A 24,433-nucleotide genomic window follows, 5' to 3' on the forward strand; every position below is an offset into this window, starting at 1 on the left:
TGCCTAGGGTCTGTTAACACTTAAATTTCTCGCAATTTAAATGTTAACAAGCCCTGGACCGCAGTTTGTAATTTGATCTGCATCTTAACGCAATTCAGGAGAAATGGATGTCCGTTCCATCCCGTATGCCCGTCATGTTTATCGGTCATGGCAGCCCGATGAATGCACTCGAGCACAATCGTTTTACCGCCAGCTGGCAGGCCTTGGGCCAGCGCTTTCCGGCACCGCGTGCCATTCTGATGATTTCTGCGCACTGGATGACGCAGGGGCTGGCGCTGACGGCGATGGCAGAACCGCGCACTATCCATGATTTTGGTGGCTTCCCGGCCGAGTTATTCGCGGCCCGCTATCCGGCACCGGGTGATCCGCTGCTGGCGCAGCAGATCGCTGAACAGTTAGCACCGTTTGTCGCACCAGCGGCAGTAACGTTGGATCAGGATTGGGGACTGGATCACGGTGCCTGGTCGGTGCTGCTGCCCATGTATCCGGCGGCGCAAATCCCAGTGCTGCAACTGAGTCTGGATATGACACAGCCAGCGGCCTGGCATTTCGCACTCGGCAAACAACTGGCTGCTTTACGCGATCAGGGCGTACTGCTGATGGGTAGCGGCAATGTGGTGCACAATCTGGGCCGGCTGGTGAGGCAGGACGCCGGATATGACTGGGCGCAGCAGTTTGAAAACACGGCAGAGCAGGCGATATTGCGGCGCGACTGGGATGCGCTGATCCATTACGAACAGCATGGCAATCCGGCCTTGTGGTCGATACCGACCAGCGAGCATTACCTGCCTTTGCTTAGCATACTCGGTGCAGTCGCTGACGACGATGCGCTGGAGATCATCAATCAGGGCGTCACGATGGGCGCGATCAGCATGTTGTCGCTGATCGCAGTCACTGCAGCGGCAGACTGAGCCTGACTTCCAGCCCCTGCGGCGACAGATTGCGTAACTGTACTGTGCCCTGATGTTGTTGCGCGATATTCTGGGCGATGGTCATGCCCAGACCGGTGCCACCGGAATCGCGCGAGCGCGAAGTCTCCATGCGGAAGAAAGGCTCAAACACCTGCTGCTGGTAATCTTCCGGTATGCCGGGGCCGCCATCCCGGATCAGCACGTGCACCCTACGTGCCATATGCTGGCTCTGAAGCTGACTGTCTTCCAGGCTGACCTCTGCGTATTGACCATATTTCACAGCATTGTCGATCAGATTGGTCAGACAACGGCGTAAAGCCTGTGGCCTGGCCAGCACGATATAACCGGGCTTGCCATTGAAGCGCACATCCTGCCCGGCATCCGTCGCATCGGTGCACACACTGTCTAGCAGCGAATGCAGATCCAGCACGCTGCGCTGTTCCTGGCTATCCATACTGCGCGCCAGATCCAGACCTTCCCGTATCATCATCTGCATCGCCGAAAGATCGCCGATCAGACGGTCTTTTAAATCTGCATCCTGCACTTTTTCCAAACGCAAGCGTAAGCGAGTGAGCGGCGTTTGCAAATCATGGGTGATCGCGGCCAGCATATGGGTGCGCTGTGCAATGTGTTGGCGTATCTGCGCCTGCATCGCATTAAACGCACGTGTGGCCTGGCGGATTTCGCTACTGCCCTGCTCATTCAGAGCGGGACGATTAATATCCTGACCCAAAGCACTGGCGGCGGCGGCCATTTGCTGTAAAGGGCGCATGGTCATACGTGCGATCAGATAGGCCAAAATGCCGATGCTGATAATCAGGATAATCACATACTGGATAAAGTCTTGCCGCACCGGTGGCGCCGGGGTACGCGGCGGCATCACCACCAGCTTCAGGGTAGTGCCGTCATTGAGCGTGATGCCCAGTGCTTCACATTGCAGGCGGCGCTTTTGTTTGTCGCGCAAATCGTAGGGGCAGGATTCTTCGGACGCTTCAGCCAGGGAAAATACCGTAAAGTTCTTACCCAGGCGTTCGCTGACGGTGCGCGCGTATTCTGTGCGCGGCAAACCGCTGCTGCTGCCGGTTGTCAGCTTGGTGACCTGCAAACCCAGTCGTGGTGCGGTCGCCAGAAACTGGGCGCGGCTCTGGGTCGGCAGCACATCAAGCGCACGCACCAGTTGTTCGACCCGGTCGATAGAATGCGTTTCGCGGAACTGGCTCAGGGTTTTTTCACGTTCGCCCAGCGCCAGCCAGCTGGTCACGCCAGCCGTTACCATCACGCCTAGCAGGAGCAGGGCAAACACCCGCCCCCACATCGACGCCAGGATGTTCATGCATATTCCGTGCTGACCGTCATCGCCAGCACATAGCCGCCATTCCTGACAGTTTTGATGATTTGCGGCGAGCGTGCATCTTCACGCAGCTTTTGACGCAGACGGCTGATCTGAATATCGATAGAGCGGTCAAACGGATCAGCATCACGACCATGTGTCATGTTCAGTAACTGGTCGCGGTTCATGACGCGATTAGGATGTTCAAGGAAGATACTCAGCATTTTGAACTCGGCGCCGGACAGTGAAATCACCGTGCCTTCCGGACTCAGCAAATGGCGTGCGGTGGTATCCAGCGCCCATTCTCCGAACACATATTTGCGCGGGCCCTGCTCATCAGGCTGATGCTGAGTATGGGTACGGCGCAAAACACTGCGTATGCGCGCCAGCAATTCACGGGGTTCAAAGGGCTTAGGCAGATAGTCATCCGCACCCATTTCCAGTCCGATAATCCGGTCCAGCGGTTCACTGCGCGCAGTCAGCATAATCACCGGTATATTGGATTTGCCACGCAGTGTACGGCACAGCGTGAGTCCATCATCACCCGGCAAATTCAGATCCAGCACGATCAGCTCAAAGTTCTGTTCTGCCAGCGCGATCCACATGCCTTTGCCATCGGCGACCATGGTCGCCTGATAGCCATTGTCATTCAGATAGTCCGCTAACAGGCTGCGGATGTCGTGGTCGTCATCGACGATTAAAATTTTCTGTTTGGTATCCATAAGCATGATTATGCAGGGCTGGTGTGTTGCTATTGTAGGTGGTTTTGTATCGTCTTGTTATCATACGCGCTGAAATACATACTGTGAAACAGTGCGTCATTGCGTGTATGCTTGTACCCTTTGTTATCTGTTACACGGGGATACAAAGCCAGCCTAAATTGAAACTCCGGGCTTTAAAAAAACAGGCAATATGCGTCCCATGCAATCCAGCGTGAACCCGGAATTGCGGAACAAATGGAACTCACACCAGAAAGCCAGCCAACGCCAGTGTTTTTCGGTGTCTGCTAAGAGAGAGATCATGAAAAGCATACATACAGTTATTACCAGCGTTTTGCTCACCTCCGGCATCGCATTGTCAGCAACAGCCAGCGCGCAGTCTGCACCACTCCAGCCTCCACCGCCACCACCAGGCGCACATAGTCAGGAAGGCGCTCCTGGCCATCATGCGATGGATATGGCGAAATGGCAGGAAAAAATGAAGGAAAGAATGGCGAAGCGTCAGGCTGAATTGCGTGATTTGCTGAAGCTCACACCGGCGCAGGAACCAGCCTGGAAAACTTTTGTACAGGCCATGGAACCGAAATCCATGCCGCTGCCACAAGACCCGAAAGAAATGGAGAAACTCAGCACGCCGGAACGCATGGAGCGTTCACTGGAACGCATGAAAGAGCATCAGGCCAGTTTGCAAATCCGTCTGGCGGCGTTGAAAAATTTTTATGCTGGCCTGACACCGGAACAGCAAAAACTGTTTGATGAAAATCACCACCGCATCAAAAAAGATATGCATGACCGCATGGCAAAAGAGATGCAGCGTAAAGATGGACCGCCACCTATGCCACGTCCATAAAAAAATAAAAAAAAACGGGCTGTTCAGCCCGTTTTTTTTTTATTTTGCGCTGTATAAGCCGTGCAGTAGCGGTGTCAGGCTGGTCTGGCCTAGGCCGACCTTACCTGCTGTTGTGCCACCCAGGCGATCAGATCGTCTTCCAGCATGGGGCGGCCTATGAAAAAGCCTTGTCCCTCGTGACAACCCATCGCCTTGAGTTTATCCCAGTGTTGCTGGGTCTCTATACCTTCGGCAATCACAGCCAGACCGAGTTTACGACCAAGCTGGGTAATCAGCTCCGCTATCCTGGGGCCGCCCGGTGTATCAATCTGGTTCACAAAAGCGCGGTCAATTTTGAGTCTGTCTACCGGTAGTTTATCCAGATAACTGAGCGAGGAAAATCCGGTACCGAAATCATCAATCGCAATCTGTATGCCCATTTCTTTGAGCGCATGTAAATGCTCTTCAAAGATAGCCGTACCGTCGACGGTCACAGATTCCGTGATTTCCAGTTCCAGATGATGTGGATTCAGGCCGCTGTCGTCTAATGCCTTTCTGACATTTTGTATGAAATCTGCCTGACGGAACTGTACCACCGAGACATTGACCGCTATGCGTGCCGGTGCGATGCCGGCTTTTTGCAGTCTGACCATGTAAAAGCAGGCAGTGCGTAATACCCAGGCGCCGAGACTGACGATCAGACCGGAATATTCGGCCAGCGGAATAAAGTCGACCGGCGGTATCATCTCGCCCTCATCGGTGCGCCAGCGTATCAGCGCTTCCATACCGATGAAGCGGCCGCTTTCCAGCTCGATTTGTGGCTGATACATCAGGAACAGCCGTTCTGAGTCAAATGCACGGTGCAGGTTCTGCATGAGCGTGGCACGTTCCCGTATCTCTATACCCATTTTGCGGGTGAACACAGTAAAGCTGCCACGTTGCATAGTCTTGCTGCGTTTTAAGGCGATGCTTGCATCCTTCAGTGCCTCGGCACCATCACCCTCATACCCATCCAGCGCGACCATGCCGATAGAACAGGACACAGAATGCGCCGTGTCATTGATCAGGTAGGGAGTGCTAAACAATTGCTTCAGTTGTTCAGGCGGCAGCTGATCTTCATTGCCGAGCAGACCAAACACATCGCCTGAAATCCGCGCAATAAAGACTTCATCACCGAGTGCTTTACCCAGCCGGTCCGCTACAGCCTGTAATAAGAGGTCGCCATAATGATGGCCGAGTACGTCATTAATTTCAGCGAAATCATCAATGTCGACCAAGGCCACCATCTGATGTGTCGTCTGGTTGCTGCGGCTGCTGTCGATTTGACCGATAAAGCGCAGCCGGTTAGGCAAGCTCAGTAACTGATCCCGGTAGGCGTGATTTTTAAGCTGATTCACCAGCGTCAGATTATCCAGACAGACGCCCAGATTCGAGCAAAATACTTCCAGCAGATTACGGTTGATTTCGCTGAGTGCAAACGGCAAATCGATATAGGCTGCCAACGGACGGTTGCCGCGTCCGGCGAAATACAGCGTCATATTTCTTTCGCTGAATAAGGGCTCTCTGTGGGTCAGCACATATTTGAGTGCATCGCGTATTTCAGGGTTGCGGATATCTTCAATCGCACAATTCATCAGCTTGCTGTACTGACCGGCGGAGGCGATCACATTGAATTGCTGACTGGGATTATCGTCGCAGGCATCGCCCTGCGCGCATAGCACACCTTCCGGCGGTACACCACAGAGCGCCGCAATCTGGGTAATGACACCGGCGGCAAAGGCTTGTATGCCATGATCAAAGGTGAAGGAGGCGCTCGATTCTATGATCTGATGCAAACCCTTGCGGCTGGTGTCTATGGTCCGTATCTGTTCATAGGAGCGTATTGCAGCCGTCAGCGAGGTCAGCAATTTTTTGCGGGTCAGCTCGCTTTTGGTTTTGTAGTCATTGATATCAAAGTCGCGGATCGCATCTTCTTCCGGCGCATAACCTGGCTGTCCGGTACGCAGGATGATGCGGGTATCGTGCCATTTGAGTTCATCGCGGATATAACTGACCAGCTCCAGACCCGCATGTTCGGTTTCCATCACCACATCGAGCAGGATGACAGCGATATCGGACTGGGTAGAAAAAACCTGGCGGGTCTCGTCTTTGGAGTAAGTGTGGATGAATTCCAGAGGCCGGTTCAGTATCAGCGCATGTTGTAAGGCAAAGCAGGTCGTTTTGTGGACATCATCATCGTCGTCCACAATGGCGATTTTCCAGCTGCGCCCGGTTTGAGATGGCGGCACCAGGTCGCCACTATCTTCTTCTATGAACAGCGCATCATCATCCAGATCAGACATGTCGACTCCATTCAGGAAGCCCACAGTAGGCGCCGCGGGCATGGCAAAACAATATTTTTTGCTTTACTGCACCTGCTGTCACCACCTGTCTGCCAGGATAAGTCCGCTGATACGTGGTGTTATTGGAGTAAGTATAACCTAGCTGCTCTCAGGAAATGTGGCGTTTAAGCAAATCTTCGGGCTGCATCCAGAGCTAATCCGGCACCGATGCTGCCGAACAAATCGCCTTCTACGCTGCGTGCATGCGGCACGACGGCGCTGATTTGCTGGCGTAATCCGCGCACACCGCTGGAACCACCGGTGAAAAACACGGTATCGACCTGATCCGGACGTATGCCCGCCATCGTGATGACCTGCCCGACAGTCGCGGCAATCTGGCTGCCCAGACTGTGTACCGATTGCTGGAAGCTGGCCTGGTCCAGCTCCAATACACAAGACTGATCCGACTGCTTGCTGCGCAAACGGTCCAGTTCCAGCCGGATCTGGTCCTGGTCAGACAACATGATCTTGGCGCTTTCCGCCTGTATCGCCAGCCAGTGACCATCGCGGTAGTCGACCAGATTGAGCAGACGTTCGAACGCTGCTTTGGTGGCCGGTTCGCGGATATCGCGGTAGACGTCCTGCAATTCGCGCCAGATTTTCTGGGTATAAACCAGATTGATGGTGTGCCAGGTCGCCAGATTGAAGTAATAACCGGAAGGGATATCACTGGCATTACCCAGTCGTCCGCCCAGACCCAGCAGTGGCATCAGATGCGCCAGGCTCAGGTATTTATCGAAATCGGTACCGCCCAGATGGACACCGGCATTGGCCAGAATGTCATCGCGCCGGTCGCTCAGATGCGCGCGTTGCGGCGACAGCCGGACCAGGGAAAAGTCTGAGGTACCGCCGCCTATATCGGCAATCAAGACCAGCTGTTCGCGGTCTATGCGCGATTCATAATCAAACGCAGCCGCAATCGGCTCAAACTGGAAGTGGATGTCTTTAAAGCCCGCTGCGCGCGCGATCTGCTCCAGCGTATCCTGTGCCAGCTGGTCAGCCGCCGGATTATCGTCGATAAAGTGGACCGGACGACCCAGTACCACCTGGCTGAAGCTTTGGCCAGCGCTGCGCTCAGCACGCTGTTTTAATTCAGCGATGAACTGGCCCAGCAGATTGCGGAAGGCCACCGACTTCCCCTGTACTTCAGTCTGACCATCCATCAGGGAGGTGCCGAGCAGGCTTTTCATTGAGCGCATCAGCCGGCCTTCGGTACCTGCCAGATAGCTGGCCAGCGCAGCGCGACCATATTGAATCTGATCTTCTTCGGCATCGAAAAACACCACCGAAGGCAAGGTGACTTTATCTTCTTCCAGCGTCAGCATTGCGGCCTGACCGGCTTGCAGCCAGCCTACCGTTGAATTCGAGGTACCAAAATCTACACCACAAGCTTGCGACATGAAAAACATCCTGAAAAAACGAAAACGCCGTCAGGGAAAAGCCTGGCGGCGTGGAAAATTAAGATTCGGGGGTGACTGGCGGCGCATTGGTACGCACCACCAGCAATTGATCAATCCGGTAATGGTCGATATCAACCACTTCAAATTTGTACGCGCCTACCATCACGAAATCAGTCCGTTTCGGAATTTTTTTCAGCATCGTCATCATGAAGCCCGCAATAGTCTCATAGCTGCCCTGTTCCGGCAAGCTGTCGATATCCAGCGCACGGCACACATCCTCTATGGTGGTGGCGCCATCGATGAGCCAGGAGTGACTGTCGCGCTGGACGATCTGATCTTCCAGGAAAGGATGAACCAGATTGCCCATCAGGGTACTCAGCACATCATTGAGCGTGATCACCCCCACCACCAGCGCATATTCATTGAGGATCACTGCGAAATCTTCGCGCGTGCCTTTGAATTGCTCCAGCATCTCAGACAAGGTCAGCGAATCGGGTACCGCCAGCGCGGTGCGCAGCGATAACTCCTGTACCTTAGTGAAGGGCTGATTGGTCAGCACGCGTTTCAGTATGTCTTTGGATTCTACATAACCGACCACATTATCGATATGACCGTCACACACCAAAAATTTAGTATGCGGATGTTCCGCGATTTTCTGGCGTATCACGACATCGCTGTCCTGTAGCGTAAAAAACACAATACTGTCGCGTTGCGACATGGCCGAAGGTACTGTGCGGCTTTCCAGTTCGAATACATTGCCTATCATGTGGTGCTCACGCGCCTGCAGCACCCCGGCTTCCGCACCCGCATCCACCATGGCATAGATTTCATCCGGCGTGATTTGTTCATCACGCTCGGTCGGCAAATTCAGGATATTAAAAATCAGATTGGACAAGCCATTGAAGACCCAGACCAGTGGCTTGAATAAGCGGACTGACAGCATCATCGGTGTCACGATCATGACTGCGACACGCTCAGGCGCGATCATTGCGAGTTTTTTTGGGATCAGGTCGGCAAACAGAATAAATACTGAGGTCACGAACAAGAAGGAAGTCAGGAAGCTGGCTGTATTGACCCAGCTGTCATGACCAAATACCGATTGAAATATCGTTTCCAGATAAGGGGTCAGCGCCTGTTCACCCAGAATACCACCGAGTATCGCGACACCATTCAAACCGATCTGAACCACGGTAAAGAAATGGCCGGGCTCCTGTTGTAACTGTAAGACCTTGCTGGCGCGTTGCTCACCTTCCGCTTCCAGCACCTGCAATTTCCCTTTGCGGGCGGCGGCCAGCGAAATCTCGGACATGGAAAAAAACGCGCTGATCACCACCAACAGGGCAATCACCAGAAAATGATCGAATAATGCCATTCTGACTCCTTGTAAACTATGCTGCTATAGCATCAGCTGTTGCATCAGCTATTGCATCATATACTATCGTGTTGTCATTATGACCGACGCAACAGCGTCGTCGCCAGCATGCTGGCTACTGGCCTGAGCTGCCTGAGCACCCCCAATTTGCGCTAAATTTGCTTTTTCTTACCTTATATTGCCTTATTGTTCCTTTTTCCCGCCCGCCTGGCACGGGTATTTTCTGAAAGTGTTCTGCATGACTTCACCTACTGCACAGGATAGCGCTGCCCTGGCACCGAATGTCCGTTTTGTATTGCTGACTGTATTTCTGGATATTCTGGGGATAGGTTTGATCATCCCGGTGTTGCCAGCTCTGGTGGCCACATTTCATTTACCAGCGGATCAGCAGGCTTACTGGTATGGACTGATCGTGGCGGCGTATGGTTTGATGCAGTTTTTCTTTGCGCCGCTGATCGGCGCCCTGAGTGACCGCTACGGCCGGCGTCCGGTATTGCTGACCTGCGTATTCGGACTGGGCCTGAATTTTTTACTGATGCCACTGGCCGCCAATGTGAGCTGGTTGCTGCTGATCCGCGCGCTGGGCGGTGTCACTGCGGGCAATCTGTCGGTGGCCAGTGCCTATATCGCCGATGTCTCCACGCCGGAAAATCGCAGTAAGGCGCTAGGGAAAATCGGCGCCATGTTCGGACTCGGCTTTATCTGTGGACCGGTCATCGGCGGGGTGCTGGGCGAAATTGACGTGCACTATCCTTTCTTCCTGGCCGCAGCAGTATCGATGGGCAATGTGTTGTACGGTTACCTGGCTTTGCCGGAATCGCTGCCGCAGACCCAGCGCAAGCCGTTCACATTCAAGTCCGCCAATCCTTTTTCCGGTTTGCTGGGTCTCGCACATCTGCGTGATGTCGGTGGCCTGATCTGGGTCTATGCGTTGTTCAATTTTGCCCAGTTCACGCTGCAAACCACCTGGGTATTATCGACTCAGCTGCGCTTTGGCTGGACGCCGCTGCAAAATGGACTATCGCTGTTTATGGTCGGCGTTTCCGCTGTACTCATGCAAGGCGTGTTACTGGGTGCGTATACCAAGCGGGTCGGCGATGAAAAAGCGGTGCAGTACGGCTTGATGTCTTCTTGTGTCGCGTTGACCCTATACGGGCTGGCGACCGAAGGCTGGATGATGTATGTGCTGATACTGTGTAATTTGCTCGCGTTTGCTGCCGGTCCGGCTTTGCAGGCGATTTTTTCCAGGGCGGTGGATGCCAGTTCTCAAGGCATGGCGATGGGCTCTTTAAGTTCCCTGGCCAGCGTGATGAGTGTCACTGCTACGCTGGCAGGCAATAACCTGCTGGGCTATGTCAGCCATGCGCCTAAGCACAGCTGGACACTGGGCGCACCGTTTTTCATGGCAGCAGCGGTACAGCTGCTGGCCTTGTTGCTGGCAACCCGCTATCTGCGTCGCAAGCGTGTCGTAGCGAATGCGTAAAGGCGGTTTCGCTGCTGAGTGTTTGTGCTGAGTGAGCGAAGAGAAGGATGAAATTCAGATAAATTTTTGACAAAAATAAGCAGGCTAGCCAGAATGGGCAGCCTGTTTTTGTCTTTGTGAATAAGATGCCCATCAAGTCTGATTTCATCCATCTGTGCCAGCGGGGTTTGCTGCTCTGTTTCTTATTGCCCGGTTTGCTGACTGCGTGTTCCAGTCCGTATTCCCGCTTGCATTACCAGTCGGATTGTTCCGCTACGTTTTCCCAGCAAGCGATCAACTGGAGTTTTATCAATCAGGTGCATGGCGCTAAACGAAAATGGCTGATCGACCCCAGCGGCATACAGACCCAGGATGAGGCGATCCGGGTAGCAAGCACACTCGCACCCCTGTTTTTGTTGGATAGTTACGCGATCAGGCCGGAACCGGTTTCCGGTTATTACGCGGCTTCGGCATACAGAACTTTGTTCACTGCCAAAGGCGCGGCAACCCCATTTCGCGCCGGACCGTTTCCGGGTGGTGACACGAAGATGCAGCGCAGCGGGTTCAGTCGTGCTTATGACTGGCAGTTTGTGAGCCCGAATGCACTTCATGTCTCGCTCGATTTTTTCGACAAAGATGCGCAACAGATACACACGGATCGCATCGTTCTGCTTGGCAGGGATAGTTTGTGGCAGTTTGACGGTTATGCCGATACCGGGCGGACCACCCGGCCGTATCAGGCACGCAGCAGTTATTGCAGCTTATAAGGTGTGAGCGTGGCAGCGTTTAGCCACCAAAACGAAAAAAAAAGCGGATCAACCGATCCGCTTTTTTGTTGGTACAGCGAGGGCCTGTTAACCTTTAAATTACGTGTGCGAAAGGGGTAAAACAGTTGCAGGGCTAGGCGCAGCCCGCGCAGCAGTGTGATCACTGTCAGCGGGATGCAACAACGCCATGCGGCTGTTTTACCCCTTTCCCTCCGGGTTCAAGCCAAAACCCGTGCTGGACTGCGTTGCGTGTCTTGTCAGGGGCACCAGCCCTGACTGCGACACGCGCCTTGCCAGCCCACGTTTTGGCTTGAACGCATCTCGCAATTTAAAGGTTAACAGGCCCTAGATTTCAACGCACGTTCATCTGCTGAGGATGACGGTCGTGCATCGCTTCGTAGTCGGTATCGGCGACCGGAGATGGTGCGTCCAGTTCCGCATTTAAGGTTTGCATATTCACGTCATTGCCCCACTTGCCGACCACGATAGTCGCCACACCGTTGCCGATCAGGTTAGTCAGTGCGCGTGCTTCAGACATGAAGCGATCGATACCCAGTATCAGCGCCAGGCCAGCCACCGGTATGCCGCCAACTGCCGACAAAGTCGCTGCCAGTACGATAAAGCCACTGCCGGTAATACCTGCTGCGCCTTTAGAAGTCAGCAACAATACCGCCAGCAAGGTCAGCTGCTGCATCAGTGACATCGGTGTGTCCGTCGCCTGTGCAATAAATACCGCTGCCATGGTCAGATAAATCGAGGTGCCATCCAGGTTAAACGAGTAACCGGTAGGGATCACCAGACCAACGACAGATTTTTTCACGCCCAGTTTTTCCAGTTTGGCGATGATGCCTGGCAGGGCTGATTCAGAAGAGGAAGTGCCGAGTACGATCAGCAATTCTTCTTTGATGTACTTGATGAATTTCCAGATGCTGAAGCCATGCACGGCGGCGATGGTGCCGAGTACTACAAAAATAAACAGCAGGCAGGTCACATAGAAGCTCGCCATCAGACTCGCCAGCGACAGCAACGAGGCGATGCCGAACTTACCAATCGTGAATGCCATCGCGCCGAAAGCACCGATAGGAGCGACTTTCATGATGTAGCCGATGATCACGAACAGCACATGCGAGAACTTTTCTATGCAATCAAAAATCAGGGTGCCACGGCCACCAAAACGGTGCAGCGCGAAACCAAAGAACACGGAAATTAACAGTACCTGCAGGATTTCACCCTTAGCAAATGCATCGACAAAAGTCGTCGGGATCAGCGCCATCAGGAATTCCACTGTGGTCTGCATCTTGCCAGGTGCCGTGTAAGCCGCGATTTCTTTGGTGTTGAGGCTGTGCGGATCGATATGCATGCCTGCGCCGGGTTGCCAGAAATTGACGACCACCAGACCCACAATCAGGGCTAAGGTACTGACGACTTCAAAGTACAGCAAAGCCATACCGCCAGTCTTACCGACTTTTTTCATGTCTTCCATACCGGCGATACCCACCACCACGGTACAGAAAATAATCGGCGCGATCATCATCTTGATCAGCTTGATGAAGGCATCACCTAGCGGCTTTAAAGAAGCGCCGGTTTCAGGATAATAGTGACCAACCAGCACACCGATGATGATGGCTGAGATCACCTGAAAATACAGGGATTTATAAATGGGTTGCGATTGCATGACTAGTCTCCCTATCACGGAAATGGTGTCTTGGTTTGAATAGACCCAAACTATGATTTTGTTGTTGTTGATGCGAGTCTAGTATTCAGAAATTTCACTATTGCGGCAATTGTGGCTTTCCACACACCTGAAATAAGGACTGGCCATTTCGAATCTAGTGGGAATGCAGGAAGAGCGCATTAAAAAAATATTTTCTATATAATTATTTCAACACGGATCAGTGTCGGAAAAATAGGTTCTTTTCGTATCGTTAATACGGAGCGTAAATGTATTTTTTCTAATCGTGTTACTTCGTGTAAATGTAGTTAGTTAATGGTTGTAAATTAAATAATTAAATAATTAAATAATTAAATAATTAAATAAATAATTAAATAAATAATACAAGGAATGTAAGGATGAAAAATTTTCAAGAAAAGTCATGTGCACGTTCAGTGCGCTTAGCGATGGTCTTGTTCACCGGAGCGACTTTTACAGTAGCTAATGCGCAAGAGGCGGCACAAAATGCAGATAGCAAGGCGCAACGTGTTGTGATTACAGGATCTAATATTTCCCGTATCGCTGTGGAAGGGCCGACGCCAGTGGAAGTGATCAAGCGCGACGCCATTGAAAAGACCGGTGCCAGCACAGTGATTGAGCTGTTAAGCAAATTGCCTTCGATGTCAGTTTCACTGGATGGAACTTCCAGCTCTTCTTTTGCCGGTGGTGCAGCATCAGCACAATTGCGTGGTCTTGACGCCAAATATACATTGGTCTTGTTAAACGGCCGTCGTCTGGCAAGTTATGGTTTTGCTGATAGTGCAGAAAATTCGTTTGTTGATTTGAACAGTTTACCGTTGGCAGCAATCGATTCAGTAGAAATTTTGCGTGATGGTGCTTCAGCGATTTACGGCTCTGATGCTGTCGCTGGAGTGATTAATTTTAAAACGCGTAAAAATTATCAAGGTGCTGAGGCAACTGTCAATCTTGGCAGCAATCAAAAAGGTGATGGCGGGACCTACAATGCAAGTGTCACTGCCGGTTTCGGTGATTTAGACAAAGACGGTCAAAATTTCTTATTTACGGTTGATGCATATCTGCGCAATCCATTGTGGAGTAACAAGCACGATTATTATGCAAACCCCGACCGTCGCCGCTTCGGTGGTACGGATGGTCGTACGACAAACTTGTATCTTGGCAGTGTGCGGGATTTTGATAATGGGGAACCTGGATACGCCATTCCTGGCTGCCGTGGAACTATAGGTGTTAGCAGTGGTACCGGTGACACGGTTTGTCTGACTAATCCAGCAAATCAAATTTCTCCACGCGTAGAGCGCTTAGGGGCATCGGCGATTTTTACTAAGAAGCTCAATAACACGGATGAATTGTTTGTTGAAGCAGGTTTGACGACCAGCAAAACAATGATACAACAGGGTTTCCCTAGTTTTTCCTCCAGCTTTATCGGTAATACCGATGGTTCAACAAATCCGGGTTTAAATAATTTGCCTGGACCTAGTGCTGACGGATCTTTAGTTGGCTTTACGCCTGGGGATCGCTTACAGATTTTCCGTAACATCTATGAGGCCGGTCGCTCAATGGAAACGCTGACCAGTGATACTGTTCGCGTGGTAGGTGGCTGGCGCGGCACAGTTGGCCAATGGGAGTCAGAAGCTGCGATTAGCCTGAATCAAAACCATATTGATGATTTCACGACAAATCAGGTATTAAAAGACGTTTCTAACGCATCGTTACAAGCAGGCTTGCTCGGCAAGGTTGGCTATGATCCTTTTGTTTACTGGAATCCAAGTAATGTTGTTAGTCCTATGCTGACGACAACCACACGCAGAGCGACATCGCGCCTTGCGACTGCAGAATGGAAAATGTCGAATTCCGATCTGTATTCCTTATCTGCCGGCCCTGTAGGATTTGCCTGGGGTACGCAACTTAGCCGTGAATCGATAGACGATGTACCTGATTCCGTTATGGCAGCCGGAAATATTGCCAATTACGGCGCAACGGCAAGTAAAGCAAGCCGGACTGTATTCTCTGCTTTTGGTGAGTTTAATATTCCATTGCGCAAAGATATAGAAATGCAATTAGCGTTGCGTGGAGATCATTACAGCGATTTCGGTAATTCTGTGAATCCGAAGCTTGCTTTCGCGTGGCGTCCTACAGAGCAGATATTATTGCGTGGCTCGGCAACGACATCTTTTAAGGCGCCAACCTTACCTGAAGTGAATTCGACCACAACAGCGTACACGACAGTGGCTGATTGGGCACGTTGTGGCCCGCTTGGTTATGTTGGTGCAAATTGTTCATATTCGCCGAAAGCATATTTATCTGGTAATTCCAAGCTGAAAGCAGAAAAAGCAAATAACTACTCCTTTGGCCTGGTTTTGCAACCTATTAAAAATCTGACAGCTTCGGTAGACTGGTTCGGCATTAAGCAGCGCGATACGATACAGTCTCTCGATGCGCAGTATTTGCTCGATAATGAAGATAAGATTCCTGGCTTTGCAGCTTTAGTTGGGCGTGATCCACGCAACCCAGCATTGGAAGCGAAAAATCCTGGTCTGAATAAGGGCCGAATTAACAGTGTGAAGCTGCCGTATATGAATGTTGGTCAAACCGAGATTCAAGGTGTCGACGTAGATGTCAGTTATTCATTTGACTTTGGCAATGCCGGTAAATTGAGATTGCGTGAAACAAATAGCTATTTGTTGACCTACAAACAAAGTATCGCACCGGGACAAGAGCCTACTTCCCGCTTGGATGGTACTTTGCATCCTAAGTGGCGAAATTCGTTCCGTGTTGCTTACGAGTTTAATCAATACGAAGCGGGAATTACTGCGCGAACTTATGCTGGCACATTAAACATTGATGATCCTACACATAGCCAGGACCCAACATTGACGAATGCCCGTATTCCTTCATATAGCGTATTTGATATCAACCTGAGCGCTAAACTCAGTAAAGTACTGAGCTTGAATTTTGGTATCAATAACGCTTTGGATAAGGCACCTGTTTATTCAAATGCCGCAAGCAATGACTCTGCTGTTCAAGGTAAAAATGATCTGGTCGGACGTTATTTCTATGCGAATATGCGCTACGCTTTTAAGTAAACTGACATATTGATTTGTGATGTCTTTGTGAAAAAAACTCCCGCTGACAGCGGGAGTTTTTTTTTGAGGGAATACGAAGTCCTGACACAGACGTAATGGCAATATGTTGTAGAACTTAAACTATTTAAGTCATCATGCTTTACCGGGAAAATTGTGCGCCAGTCCTCGGTTTACTTCGAGAGAAATGGTGCTTGTTATGCTACAGCTTTACGGGTTCTTAAAAGATGTTGAACGATGTTGCTCAGTACCTTGATCGCTTGTTCTATTTCAGCCGTATAGGGTGCTCCACAGTTAATCCTCAGGAAATGATCAAAGCGGTTCGAATTGGAGTACAGCAGTCCGGGTGAAATCAGAATGCCTTGTTCCAGCGCGGCGTCAAATACTGCCTGCGACGAGCAATAAGCCGGCATTTCTACCCAGATCGAGACGCCGCCATCGGGCATGCTGAAGCGCGTGCCTTCCGGAAAATAGCGCGCGATGGCCTCCGCCATTTTTTCACGCTGCTGTCTGAGTGTCACACGCAATTTGCGCAAGTGGCGGTCGTAATGGCTTGATTGCAAAAACGCTGCCGCGACTTTCTGTGATAACTCTTCGTTATAGCGGGTTTGTGCGTATTTGAACATGTCGACCCTGGCTTGCCAGCGTCCAGCCAGCATCCAGCCTATGCGCAGGCCAGGGGCCATGATTTTATGCAGCGAAGCGCAGTAGATCACATTGCCGCTTTTATCCCAGTGTTTGCAGGCAGTCGGGATATTGTCGGCATTACATAAGGCGCTGTAGGAGTCGTCTTCGATCAGCGGGATTTGCTGCGCTTCGCATAAGCTGACCAGCCTTTGCTTATGTGTGTCCGGCATGATGCTGCCCAAGGGGTTTTGCAAATGCGGCACCACCACCACCGCTTTGATATTGTCATAGGTCTGCATCGCCAGTTCCAGCGCCTCGATGGAAATCCCGGTATGCGGACTGGTCGGGATTTCCAACGCTTTCATGCCCAGACTTTCCAGCACCTGCAGCAAGCCGTAAAAGGTCGGCGATTCAACCGCAATCACATCACCGGCATGCGCGACGGCACGCAGCGCCAGGTTCAGTGCTTCTATGCAGCCATGGGTGATTACCACTTCATCTGCGCGGGTGCTGATGCCCACGTCCAGCGCACGTTTGGCCAGCGCGGCGCGCAGTTCGCGGTTGCCGCCCGGTGAAATTGCCTTGGTCAGCAAATACGGATGCTGGCGCAGGATGCTGCTGGTCAGTTGACGTAATTGCTGATGCGGATACAGTTCCGGTGCACCGGTGGCGCGTGCCAGATTCACCTTCACCTGACGCTGACCTTGCGCAATGATGGCCGAGACCCGTTCATGGATGCCGACAAACTGAGCCGGATCGATGCGCTTGACCGGCCTGGGCTCAGCCGCCGGCGCCAGATTCATGCGGCGCGGCTGACGTACGAAATAGCCTGAGCGTGGCCGCGCTTCCAGCCAGCCTTGCGCTTCCAGATAACGGCACATTTGCAATGCTGTTGACAGGCTGATGTGATGCAACTGCATCAGCTTACGCACTGAGGGCATGCGTTCACCACAAGCCAGGGTGCCGGCCTGGATCGCGCTCAGATAATGGTCGGCCAGCTGGCGGTAAAGGATGGGTGTGGACATGCTGAATTCTTTAAAAGCGCAAATAAATGGTGAACGTCGCAAATTGCCGTGTCTGCGCGACAGCGGCACTGACCCTGGCATCATCAGGCTAAGCAAGCTGCAGGCAAAGATACAGTTTGCGCTGATTCTGACAATAACAGAAGGAAAAATCACGAATTGCTGCGATACAGTTTCTGCTTTTCTGTGCCTGTTATGGTGTGTCGCTCAGGCTTAAGCTGTGCTGACAGGAATGGGGATTAGCGCCGAAATCCCTGACTGATCCGGACAGGGAGAGCAAAATATGCAGATCGAATTGCAGAACACACAGTGCTGGTATGGCTATCTGGAAAAAGGCAGTTGCGTCAGGCTGTACAGCGGCCGTGCACTAATGCGCAATCTGAGCGCGGAAATCAGTGGCTTGCCGCAGACCCTGATGCTGGAGCAGGGGCAGCCTCAGGTGTTGGCTCAGTCTGGCTGGATGCTGATTGCGGCGCAAGCGGCATTGACGGGAACTTGTGAGCCGCCACCAGAGCACTCTTTGCTGCAATTTGTCAGGGAAAGGCTGGCCGATAGCGGATTGCTGCGCCTTATCCGAAAAACTCTTTCATCAGGAAGTTTTCCAGCTCGGCGCTATCCTGAGGACGGGCCGACAGGGTGATAACTCTGCCCAGGCGGCGTGATTCCCAGCTGAAGTCGCCCTGATAATGGCTGCGTATCAGCTCTATCATGCGCCTGACCATGGCCAGCTCGACGTTGCCACCTAGCCCCGCATCGACTTCGATGACCTGCTTCCAGCTGCTGCTGGAATTCGGACGCCAGCCACGGAAAGAGAAAGTGCCGACCCGCGTGCTCTTACTCAGTATCTGGAATACGCCATTGGTCCCATCGCGCCCGGCCGCCTGCTGCATACTGCGTCGCACATTGGCTTCGGCCACTTCCTGTGGCGACATACCGCGCCCATTGCTGGATGAAGAACTTTCTTGCGGTGTATTGTCTTGCTGCGCCTGACGTTTGGCACGTACTGCATTGAGCATGGCCATCATGTCTTCAGCAGGTGCCGCCTGCGCCACAGGTGGCGGGGTTTGCACAATCGGGGCTGGTGCATCTGCCGGTGGCACAGGGCTGGGCAGATTCGGTGTCTGTCTGGTCTTAGGGATGGTGACCGGCGGCTTGGCTTTGGGCTCAGATTTCTTAGGCGCAGCCTGTTTGGCCTGCACCACTTTATCCATGATCAGTACCATCGGCGTATTGGACGCAGCGTTATCACCCTGCTTTTTCTTCTTTTCCAACTGCATGTGCAGCAGAAAATACAGTAACACCGCGTGCATCAGCACCACTAACAGCAGACCCGTCATGCTGGCCGGACGAAAGCGGATATGCAGATGCACTTCGCCGGGTTCTGCAATGTTATTTTCAGGTGCTTCTATACTGAACTTCATGGATAGCTGGATTTCATGCACGAATCATAGAGCTCGCAAGCATACAACAAACTTTCCTTGTTTCTGTAACAAATATGCTGGGCTTGGCAGACGAGTCCGCTGGGATCGCCTGAGGAAAGTGTAACAAAACATGACGCTAATTGCCGTCGCGCTGCTATGAGAGCTGCCTGAATGTGAAACAGAGTATGTCAGATCAGCACAGACTTGCACCTTTGGGCAATAGTAAAACACCCCCCTATCTACTAAGCTATATCCAACTTACTGCAAAAGGGTATTGCCATGTCAGATGAATTGCTTGAATTGACCAGAGTGACCGAAACGCGTGTTGAACAGCCTGCTGTTGAGGCGGCTGAAACAGACTCTGCTTCGGGTTTGCCAGTAATTGCTGTAAGCGCAGCGGCCAGCCTGGCGCTGAGTGCATGCGGCGGCGGTGGCAGCAGCCCCAACTCAAGCGGGCCCGGTGATGGCAGCGGCAATGGTGGCACCCCGCCAGTAGCACCACCGAAACCCTTGACTGAAACTGAAGCAGCCCGCTTCCTGGTCCAGGCAGCAGTGGGTATCACACGCACCCAGATCGCCAGGGTGCAGGCAATAGGGTATGCGGCCTGGATCGATGAGCAGATGGCGCTGGCGCCAAGCACCAGCCGCTGGGACTGGCTGAAAACTAAGGGCTTCGATGCGTTGACATACCGTTCCAGTGAAGCTGGTATGGATCAAGCCGTTTGGCGCAAGTTAATTTCTTCACCTGACACCTTGCGTCAGCGTGTCGCTCAGGCCTTGTCAGAAATTTTGGTGGTTGGTATTGGTGGGCTGAACACTGATTGGCGACAGTTTGCTGCTTGCACCTATCTGGATATGCTGGAAGCGAACTGTTTCGGCAATTTCCGCACGCTGTTGGAAGCGGTATCTACCAGTCTTCCTATGGGTGTCTATCTGACTTTCCGTGGTAATACCAAATTCAATGCCAAGACCGGCGCACTGCCAGATGAAAATTACGCTCGTGAAATCATGCAGCTGTTCTCCATAGGACTGGTGCAGCTGAATCTGGATGGCACGCCTAAACTCAATAGCAGCGGTGCACAGCAAGAAACTTATACGCTCGATGACATCGCCGGATTAGCCAGAGTATTTACCGGCTGGGAGTATGATAGGACAACCAGCGGTGCCGAAACGCCAGACTTTGTCAAACGTCCCATGATACAAATCGCAGCGCGGCATGAGACCGGCGAGAAGAAATTTCTGGGCAGTACCATCGCGGCTGGTACCGATGGGGTTCAAAGCATGAAAGCCGCACTGGATACTATTTTTGCACATCCGAATGTCGCTCCTTTTATCAGCAAACAGTTAATTCAGCGCCTGGTGACCAGCAATCCTTCACCGGCTTATGTCGCGCGGGTGGCGACTGTATTCAATAACGATAGCAAAAATGTGAAGGGCAATCTTGCAGCCGTGGTGAAAGCGATCTTGCTGGATGATGAAGCACGTAATGCGAACAGCCTGAGTAATGCGCAATTCGGCAAAGTCCGCGAGCCTATCTTCCGCTTCCTGGCCTGGGCCAGAGCATTTAATTTAAACAGTGTCAGTGACGCGTGGAATATCGGTAATACCAGCGATCCTGGCATTAGTCTGGGACAAAGTCCTATGCGTTCCGGTTCTGTATTCAATTTTTTCCGACCTGGTTATGTGCCACCCAATAGTCCGGTTGGCAATGCCTCGCTGGTAGCACCGGAATTACAGATCGTCAATGAATCCTCGGTGATTGGGTATGTGAATTTTATGCAGCGCACGGTATCCCAAATCAATACTGATCTGGTACCGGATTACAGCAGCTTGCTCAAGCTGGTGGGTGATCCGGCGGGCCTGATTAAGGAGCTCAATCTGCTGCTGGCTGCCGGTCAGCTTAGTGATGCTACTGTCAGTACTATCGTATCGGCTATCGGTGGTATGTCCAGTGAAACCGATGTCCAGAAAAATAACCGGATTTATGCTGCATTAACCCTGGTGCTGGCAGCGCCGGAATTTATTGTTATCAAATAAACGGACTGACGCAAAAACGCTCCGGCGGCCTGATGGTTCCTTGCCTTGCATGTGTACTGACTATGTCGCCACGCCTTGCCGGAACCAATTTTGTGTCTATCCTGATTAGGAAAAATCATGACGAAACCGACAACGATGAATGCTTCGCGCCGCGCTTTTATGCAGCGTGCCTCCGCCCTTTCTGTGGCTGGTGTGGCCACGCCTTGGGCATTGAATCTGGCTGCGATGTCCGAAGCCTCTGCCGCTACCGCAAGCGATTACAAAGCCATAGTCTGTGTATTTCTTTACGGCGGCAATGACTATGCAAACACTGTAGTCCCTTACGACACCAGCGGTTACAACGCCTATCAGGCTTTGCGTCCTGCGCTCGCATTTGCGCGTGATGCGCTGACCCCGACGGCCTTAAAACCGGTAGCTGATCCTAAAGACAGTGCAGGCTTCAGCCATCAGTATGCACTGGCACCGGGACTGGCTCCTTTGCTGCCGGTCTTCAATGCCGGAAAACTGGGCGTGGTGTTGAACGTAGGTACCTTGATACAGCCAACTACCAAGCTGCAATACACAAGTAAAAGCGTCTTATTACCGCCGAAACTGTTTTCGCATAATGACCAACAATCGGTGTGGCAATCTTCGTCCGCCGAAGGCGCACGTTCCGGCTGGGGTGGACGCATGGGAGACCTGTTTCAATCAGGAAACTCAAATTCCACATTTACCTGTGTGAATGTGTCTGGTAACGCAGTGTATTTATCAGGTAATACGGCTGTGCAGTATCAGGTGTCGAGCAAAGGCTCAGTCCCACTGTCTGCCTTGCAGTCACCACTATTTGGTTCAGCTGCATGCTCGACAGCTTTACGCAATCTGATTACACAAAACCGCACCCATTTACTGGAAAATGAATACAACCGCGTGACGAATCGTGCGATTGAGGCCAACGTGACCCTGAGTGGCGCGCTGGCGTCGGCACCGGTACTGAAAACGGTATTCCCGACACAGAATAGTCTGGGTGATCAGCTGAAGCTGGTCAGTAAAATGATTTCGACCGCATCCACGCTGGGTGCTAAGCGCCAGGTGTTTTTCGTCTCTATCGGTGGTTTTGATACGCATGATGGTCTGGTCGATAAACATCCGGCACTCATGGCGCAGGTGGCCGATGCGATGGCCGCGTTTTACAACGCCACCGTCGAGTTGGGTGTAGAGAACCAGGTCACGACTTTTACCGCCTCGGATTTTGGCCGTACTTTAAGCGGCAATAATGATGGTTCCGATCACGGCTGGGGCAGTATGCATTTCGTGATGGGCGGCGCGGTAAATGGTCAGCGTTTTTACGGCACAGCGCCGGTGATTGCGTCTAATGGTCCGGACGATGTGGGACAAGGCCGCTTACTGCCCACGACTTCGGTCGATCAGTATGCCGCCACGCTGGGTAAATGGCTAGGTGTGTCTGACAGTGATTTGCTGATGTTGTTGCCGAATCTGGTGAACTACAACGCCAGCAGTCGCAATCTGGGCTTCGTGTAAACCCAATGGACGCCAGTCCATTGCAGTACTGAAGCAGCAGGCTGGTTTCACACCCAGCCTGCCCAGCCACACAGCGCACCGGCTGCCAGCAGCCAGAGTAAAGGCAGCCGGGTGCGCCAGACGATGATCGCGGAGAACGCTGTGATCAGCCACAGCGGCCAGTCATGCTGCAGATCATGGTGGGCACTGCCCATAATCCAGCCTGTCGCTATCAGTAAACCGATTACCACCGGTGCCATGCCGAGTTTGAAACTGCGCACGGCTGGCATTTCCCTGTTGGCGTGGCCCCAGCGAGCCGCCACATAAGTCAGTGTAGCGCTTGGCAGCAGGATGCCGCTCATGGTAACCAGCACGCCAAGCAGTCCTGCCCACATGCTGCCGGTATTCAGACCCACATGCCAGCCCATCAGTGCTACAAACAGTACATTCGGCCCCGGTGCGGCCTGGGCAATTGCGACTGAGGCATTAAACTGGGCATCACTGAGCCAGCCTTGCTGATCCACCAGATAGCGGTGCATATCGGGTAAAGTCGACACGGCGCCGCCTATCGACAGCAGGGATAACATCAGATAGTGGCCTAGCAGACTGAACCAGTCATGCCAGTCCAGTTGCAGCGTGAGCAGGGGCGCGGCGGTGCTCATGGCTTCCTCATGATGTGGTAGACCCAGAACCAGCAGGTGCCACCCAGTACCAGTAGCACATAAAACAGAGGAATGCGTATCCAGGCTACGCTCACAAAGCACAGTGCCGCCATGCTGATGGCTTTGTGTTTTCCAAGCGGATGTTGGTGTAGCGCGGAACTCAGTTTCAGACCGGTTGCGATAATCAGACCGGCCGTCACCGCACTCATGCCGTGCAATGCACCGACTACCTGCGGGTTTTGCGAAAAATGGGAATAGACGATGGCAAGGCATAAGACGATGATCAGCGGCACAGTCAGCATACCGGCCAGTGCAGCCAGTGCGCCACGTAAGCCGAAATAACGGCTGCCTATCATCATCGACAGGTTCATCACATTTGGCCCCGGCATAATCTGCGCGACCGCCCAGTCCTCAATAAATTCTTCCGGCGTCAGCCAGCGCTTACGTTCGACGATCTCCCTTTGCACCATGGCCAGCACGCCGCCAAAACCTTGCAGCGCGAGCCAGGTAAAAGAAAAGAACAGGTCTGCCAGCGAGGCAGGACGCGGGGTTGCAGAGGTTTGGGCTTCGTCAGACATGGGAGAACCTGTAAGTGAAGCGCTATGTTAGCAGCGCTTAGGTTTCAGTCTGCTTGCGAATGCCGCGATGGGCACGGATACGTGCCCGCCATTCGCCCAGCACCGTCAGCGCTTCCTGAAATTCGCGTTCGATCAGGTCTGCTTCGGAATCGGTGATCACGCCATCGAGTAAGGCGGTGGAGACGGCTTCCGCCACATCGCCAACCCGGCTCATCACACGGCATACGGTCTGCGACAAGTCATCATCGCTGACTTCGCTGGGCTCAGGCACAACGAAGGCAGCCAGACCATGGCGGCCCAATAAAGCATGTAAGGGAAGATGTGACTCTTTGACACCAGCGATATGGCAGTGTTCTATGATGACCGACAGCTCTTCGAATGAGGGGTAATGTGATTCTATCCCCGGGGCGAGCTTATTGCGCAGCACATTAACCGACATTCCCATGCGCGCAGCGAGGGCCTCTAAGCCACCAGGATAAGCGCGTGCCACTTTATACAGCGCGTCATGCTGGTTCATGTCCGAATATTTGCGGGTCATGGTGAATCCTTTATTTTATTACCGATGAACTTGTTGATCGTGCTCACTATCATGCGTTGCAGACAGTGATACGGGATTGTACAGATTCGTTAGTAACTTCTCCATATACG

The 24,433-nt window shown here is 52.5% G+C and carries 19 protein-coding genes; 8 read left to right on the top strand and 11 right to left on the bottom strand.

The features are described 5' to 3' along the window. The first annotated feature begins 107 nt into the window (after positions 1–107). Positions 108–911 (top strand): 4,5-DOPA-extradiol-dioxygenase, encoded by an 804-nt coding sequence (gene ygiD / locus EYB48_RS06760; protein WP_162019557.1) that lies wholly within the window; start codon positions 108–110, stop codon positions 909–911. Here the strand turns inward: ygiD and EYB48_RS06765 are convergent. Together EYB48_RS06765 and EYB48_RS06770 are read right to left on the bottom strand one after the other, a co-directional pair. Beyond that, positions 892–2,244, bottom strand: coding sequence for an ATP-binding protein (locus EYB48_RS06765; RefSeq protein WP_235934949.1), 1,353 nt, complete (start codon positions 2,242–2,244; stop codon positions 892–894). The genes ygiD and EYB48_RS06765 overlap by 20 nt on opposite strands. Then, the gene (locus EYB48_RS06770; protein WP_162019558.1) at positions 2,241–2,963 is read right to left on the bottom strand and encodes a response regulator; all 723 of its coding nucleotides are present in this window, start codon (positions 2,961–2,963) and stop codon (positions 2,241–2,243) included. Before EYB48_RS06770 ends, EYB48_RS06765 begins: the two co-directional genes overlap by 4 nt. Positions 2,964–3,261: 298 nt before the next feature. Between EYB48_RS06770 and EYB48_RS06775 the strand changes: the two genes are divergently transcribed. Continuing rightward, positions 3,262–3,810 carry a Spy/CpxP family protein refolding chaperone gene (locus EYB48_RS06775; RefSeq protein ID WP_162019559.1) on the top strand — a complete coding sequence of 183 codons (549 nt, stop codon included), beginning with the start codon at positions 3,262–3,264 and terminating at the stop codon, positions 3,808–3,810. Between the two features lie 89 nt (positions 3,811–3,899). On the opposite strand, the gene EYB48_RS06780 is transcribed toward EYB48_RS06775, so the two are convergent. The 3 genes from EYB48_RS06780 to paeA form a co-directional block, all read right to left on the bottom strand. Further along, entirely contained in the window at positions 3,900–6,131 is a 2,232-nt protein-coding gene (locus EYB48_RS06780; RefSeq protein ID WP_162019560.1) for a GGDEF/EAL domain-containing response regulator, read from the bottom strand. Between the two features lie 164 nt (positions 6,132–6,295). Continuing rightward, complete coding sequence (locus EYB48_RS06785) at positions 6,296–7,570, bottom strand: Hsp70 family protein (protein ID WP_162019561.1); 1,275 nt, start codon at positions 7,568–7,570, stop codon at positions 6,296–6,298. A 58-nt stretch (positions 7,571–7,628) separates the two neighbouring features. After that, positions 7,629–8,942 (bottom strand): polyamine export protein PaeA, encoded by a 1,314-nt coding sequence (gene paeA / locus EYB48_RS06790; RefSeq protein WP_162019562.1) that lies wholly within the window; start codon positions 8,940–8,942, stop codon positions 7,629–7,631. A 238-nt stretch (positions 8,943–9,180) separates the two neighbouring features. On the opposite strand from paeA, the gene EYB48_RS06795 reads away from it, so the two are divergent. Beyond that, positions 9,181–10,425, top strand: a complete 1,245-nt coding sequence (locus EYB48_RS06795; RefSeq protein WP_162019563.1) for a TCR/Tet family MFS transporter — start codon at positions 9,181–9,183, stop codon at positions 10,423–10,425. Between the two features lie 125 nt (positions 10,426–10,550). Then, positions 10,551–11,171, top strand: a complete 621-nt coding sequence (locus tag EYB48_RS06800; RefSeq protein WP_162019564.1) for a hypothetical protein — start codon at positions 10,551–10,553, stop codon at positions 11,169–11,171. Positions 11,172–11,523: 352 nt separating this feature from the next. Here the strand turns inward: EYB48_RS06800 and EYB48_RS06805 are convergent, their stop codons facing one another. Then, positions 11,524–12,846 (bottom strand): dicarboxylate/amino acid:cation symporter, encoded by a 1,323-nt coding sequence (locus EYB48_RS06805; protein WP_162019565.1) that lies wholly within the window; start codon positions 12,844–12,846, stop codon positions 11,524–11,526. A gap of 395 nt (positions 12,847–13,241) precedes the next feature. Here EYB48_RS06805 and EYB48_RS06810 point away from each other — a divergent pair, with 395 nt between their 5' ends. Then, on the top strand, positions 13,242–15,944 hold the full coding sequence (locus tag EYB48_RS06810; protein ID WP_162019566.1) for a TonB-dependent receptor plug domain-containing protein: 2,703 nt from the start codon (positions 13,242–13,244) through the stop codon (positions 15,942–15,944). A gap of 194 nt (positions 15,945–16,138) precedes the next feature. Here the strand turns inward: EYB48_RS06810 and EYB48_RS06815 are convergent, their stop codons facing one another. Next, positions 16,139–17,593: an aminotransferase-like domain-containing protein gene (locus EYB48_RS06815; protein WP_162019567.1), complete on the bottom strand. Its 1,455-nt coding sequence runs from the start codon at positions 17,591–17,593 to the stop codon at positions 16,139–16,141. Between the two features lie 280 nt (positions 17,594–17,873). Here EYB48_RS06815 and EYB48_RS06820 point away from each other — a divergent pair, with 280 nt between their 5' ends. Then, positions 17,874–18,230 (top strand): hypothetical protein, encoded by a 357-nt coding sequence (locus tag EYB48_RS06820; protein WP_162019568.1) that lies wholly within the window; start codon positions 17,874–17,876, stop codon positions 18,228–18,230. Here EYB48_RS06820 and EYB48_RS06825 read toward each other — a convergent pair. Next, positions 18,160–19,011: a hypothetical protein gene (locus EYB48_RS06825; RefSeq protein WP_162019569.1), complete on the bottom strand. Its 852-nt coding sequence runs from the start codon at positions 19,009–19,011 to the stop codon at positions 18,160–18,162. The genes EYB48_RS06820 and EYB48_RS06825 overlap by 71 nt on opposite strands. 279 nt (positions 19,012–19,290) lie before the next feature. Between EYB48_RS06825 and EYB48_RS06830 the strand changes: the two genes are divergently transcribed. Then, the gene (locus EYB48_RS06830) at positions 19,291–21,048 is read left to right on the top strand and encodes a DUF1800 domain-containing protein (RefSeq protein WP_162019570.1); all 1,758 of its coding nucleotides are present in this window, start codon (positions 19,291–19,293) and stop codon (positions 21,046–21,048) included. A 117-nt stretch (positions 21,049–21,165) separates the two neighbouring features. After that, positions 21,166–22,566, top strand: a complete 1,401-nt coding sequence (locus EYB48_RS06835) for a DUF1501 domain-containing protein (protein ID WP_235934950.1) — start codon at positions 21,166–21,168, stop codon at positions 22,564–22,566. Between the two features lie 47 nt (positions 22,567–22,613). Here the strand turns inward: EYB48_RS06835 and EYB48_RS06840 are convergent, their stop codons facing one another. The 3 genes from EYB48_RS06840 to EYB48_RS06850 are packed head-to-tail and all read right to left on the bottom strand — an operon-like array spanning position 22,614 to position 24,323. After that, on the bottom strand, positions 22,614–23,207 hold the full coding sequence (locus tag EYB48_RS06840; RefSeq protein WP_162019571.1) for a chromate transporter: 594 nt from the start codon (positions 23,205–23,207) through the stop codon (positions 22,614–22,616). Further along, positions 23,204–23,785 (bottom strand): chromate transporter, encoded by a 582-nt coding sequence (locus tag EYB48_RS06845; RefSeq protein ID WP_162019572.1) that lies wholly within the window; start codon positions 23,783–23,785, stop codon positions 23,204–23,206. The genes EYB48_RS06840 and EYB48_RS06845 overlap by 4 nt, the downstream gene beginning before the upstream one ends. A gap of 37 nt (positions 23,786–23,822) precedes the next feature. Then, the gene (locus EYB48_RS06850; RefSeq protein ID WP_162019573.1) at positions 23,823–24,323 is read right to left on the bottom strand and encodes a phage regulatory CII family protein; all 501 of its coding nucleotides are present in this window, start codon (positions 24,321–24,323) and stop codon (positions 23,823–23,825) included. Positions 24,324–24,433: the final 110 nt, after the last annotated feature.

It is taken from the genome of Cognatundibacterium crateris, assembly GCF_010078235.1.
Lineage (GTDB): Bacteria > Pseudomonadota > Gammaproteobacteria > Burkholderiales > Burkholderiaceae_D > Undibacterium > Undibacterium crateris.

Excerpts from the sequence above, each read along its gene's own strand:
- EYB48_RS06815 (WP_162019567.1), bottom strand. The coding sequence starts at position 17,593 with ATGTCCACACCCATCCTTTACCGCCAGCTGGCCGACCATTATCTGAGC.
- EYB48_RS06770 (WP_162019558.1), bottom strand. The coding sequence starts at position 2,963 with ATGGATACCAAACAGAAAATTTTAATCGTCGATGACGACCACGACATC.
- EYB48_RS06810 (WP_162019566.1), top strand. The coding sequence starts at position 13,242 with ATGAAAAATTTTCAAGAAAAGTCATGTGCACGTTCAGTGCGCTTAGCG.
- EYB48_RS06765 (WP_235934949.1), bottom strand. The coding sequence starts at position 2,244 with ATGAACATCCTGGCGTCGATGTGGGGGCGGGTGTTTGCCCTGCTCCTG.
- EYB48_RS06775 (WP_162019559.1), top strand. The coding sequence starts at position 3,262 with ATGAAAAGCATACATACAGTTATTACCAGCGTTTTGCTCACCTCCGGC.
- EYB48_RS06805 (WP_162019565.1), bottom strand. The coding sequence starts at position 12,846 with ATGCAATCGCAACCCATTTATAAATCCCTGTATTTTCAGGTGATCTCA.
- EYB48_RS06780 (WP_162019560.1), bottom strand. The coding sequence starts at position 6,131 with ATGTCTGATCTGGATGATGATGCGCTGTTCATAGAAGAAGATAGTGGC.
- EYB48_RS06795 (WP_162019563.1), top strand. The coding sequence starts at position 9,181 with ATGACTTCACCTACTGCACAGGATAGCGCTGCCCTGGCACCGAATGTC.
- paeA (WP_162019562.1), bottom strand. The coding sequence starts at position 8,942 with ATGGCATTATTCGATCATTTTCTGGTGATTGCCCTGTTGGTGGTGATC.
- EYB48_RS06835 (WP_235934950.1), top strand. The coding sequence starts at position 21,166 with ATGACGAAACCGACAACGATGAATGCTTCGCGCCGCGCTTTTATGCAG.
- EYB48_RS06825 (WP_162019569.1), bottom strand. The coding sequence starts at position 19,011 with ATGAAGTTCAGTATAGAAGCACCTGAAAATAACATTGCAGAACCCGGC.
- EYB48_RS06840 (WP_162019571.1), bottom strand. The coding sequence starts at position 23,207 with ATGAGCACCGCCGCGCCCCTGCTCACGCTGCAACTGGACTGGCATGAC.
- EYB48_RS06850 (WP_162019573.1), bottom strand. The coding sequence starts at position 24,323 with ATGACCCGCAAATATTCGGACATGAACCAGCATGACGCGCTGTATAAA.
- EYB48_RS06830 (WP_162019570.1), top strand. The coding sequence starts at position 19,291 with ATGTCAGATGAATTGCTTGAATTGACCAGAGTGACCGAAACGCGTGTT.
- EYB48_RS06800 (WP_162019564.1), top strand. The coding sequence starts at position 10,551 with ATGCCCATCAAGTCTGATTTCATCCATCTGTGCCAGCGGGGTTTGCTG.
- EYB48_RS06845 (WP_162019572.1), bottom strand. The coding sequence starts at position 23,785 with ATGTCTGACGAAGCCCAAACCTCTGCAACCCCGCGTCCTGCCTCGCTG.
- EYB48_RS06820 (WP_162019568.1), top strand. The coding sequence starts at position 17,874 with ATGCAGATCGAATTGCAGAACACACAGTGCTGGTATGGCTATCTGGAA.
- ygiD (WP_162019557.1), top strand. The coding sequence starts at position 108 with ATGTCCGTTCCATCCCGTATGCCCGTCATGTTTATCGGTCATGGCAGC.
- EYB48_RS06785 (WP_162019561.1), bottom strand. The coding sequence starts at position 7,570 with ATGTCGCAAGCTTGTGGTGTAGATTTTGGTACCTCGAATTCAACGGTA.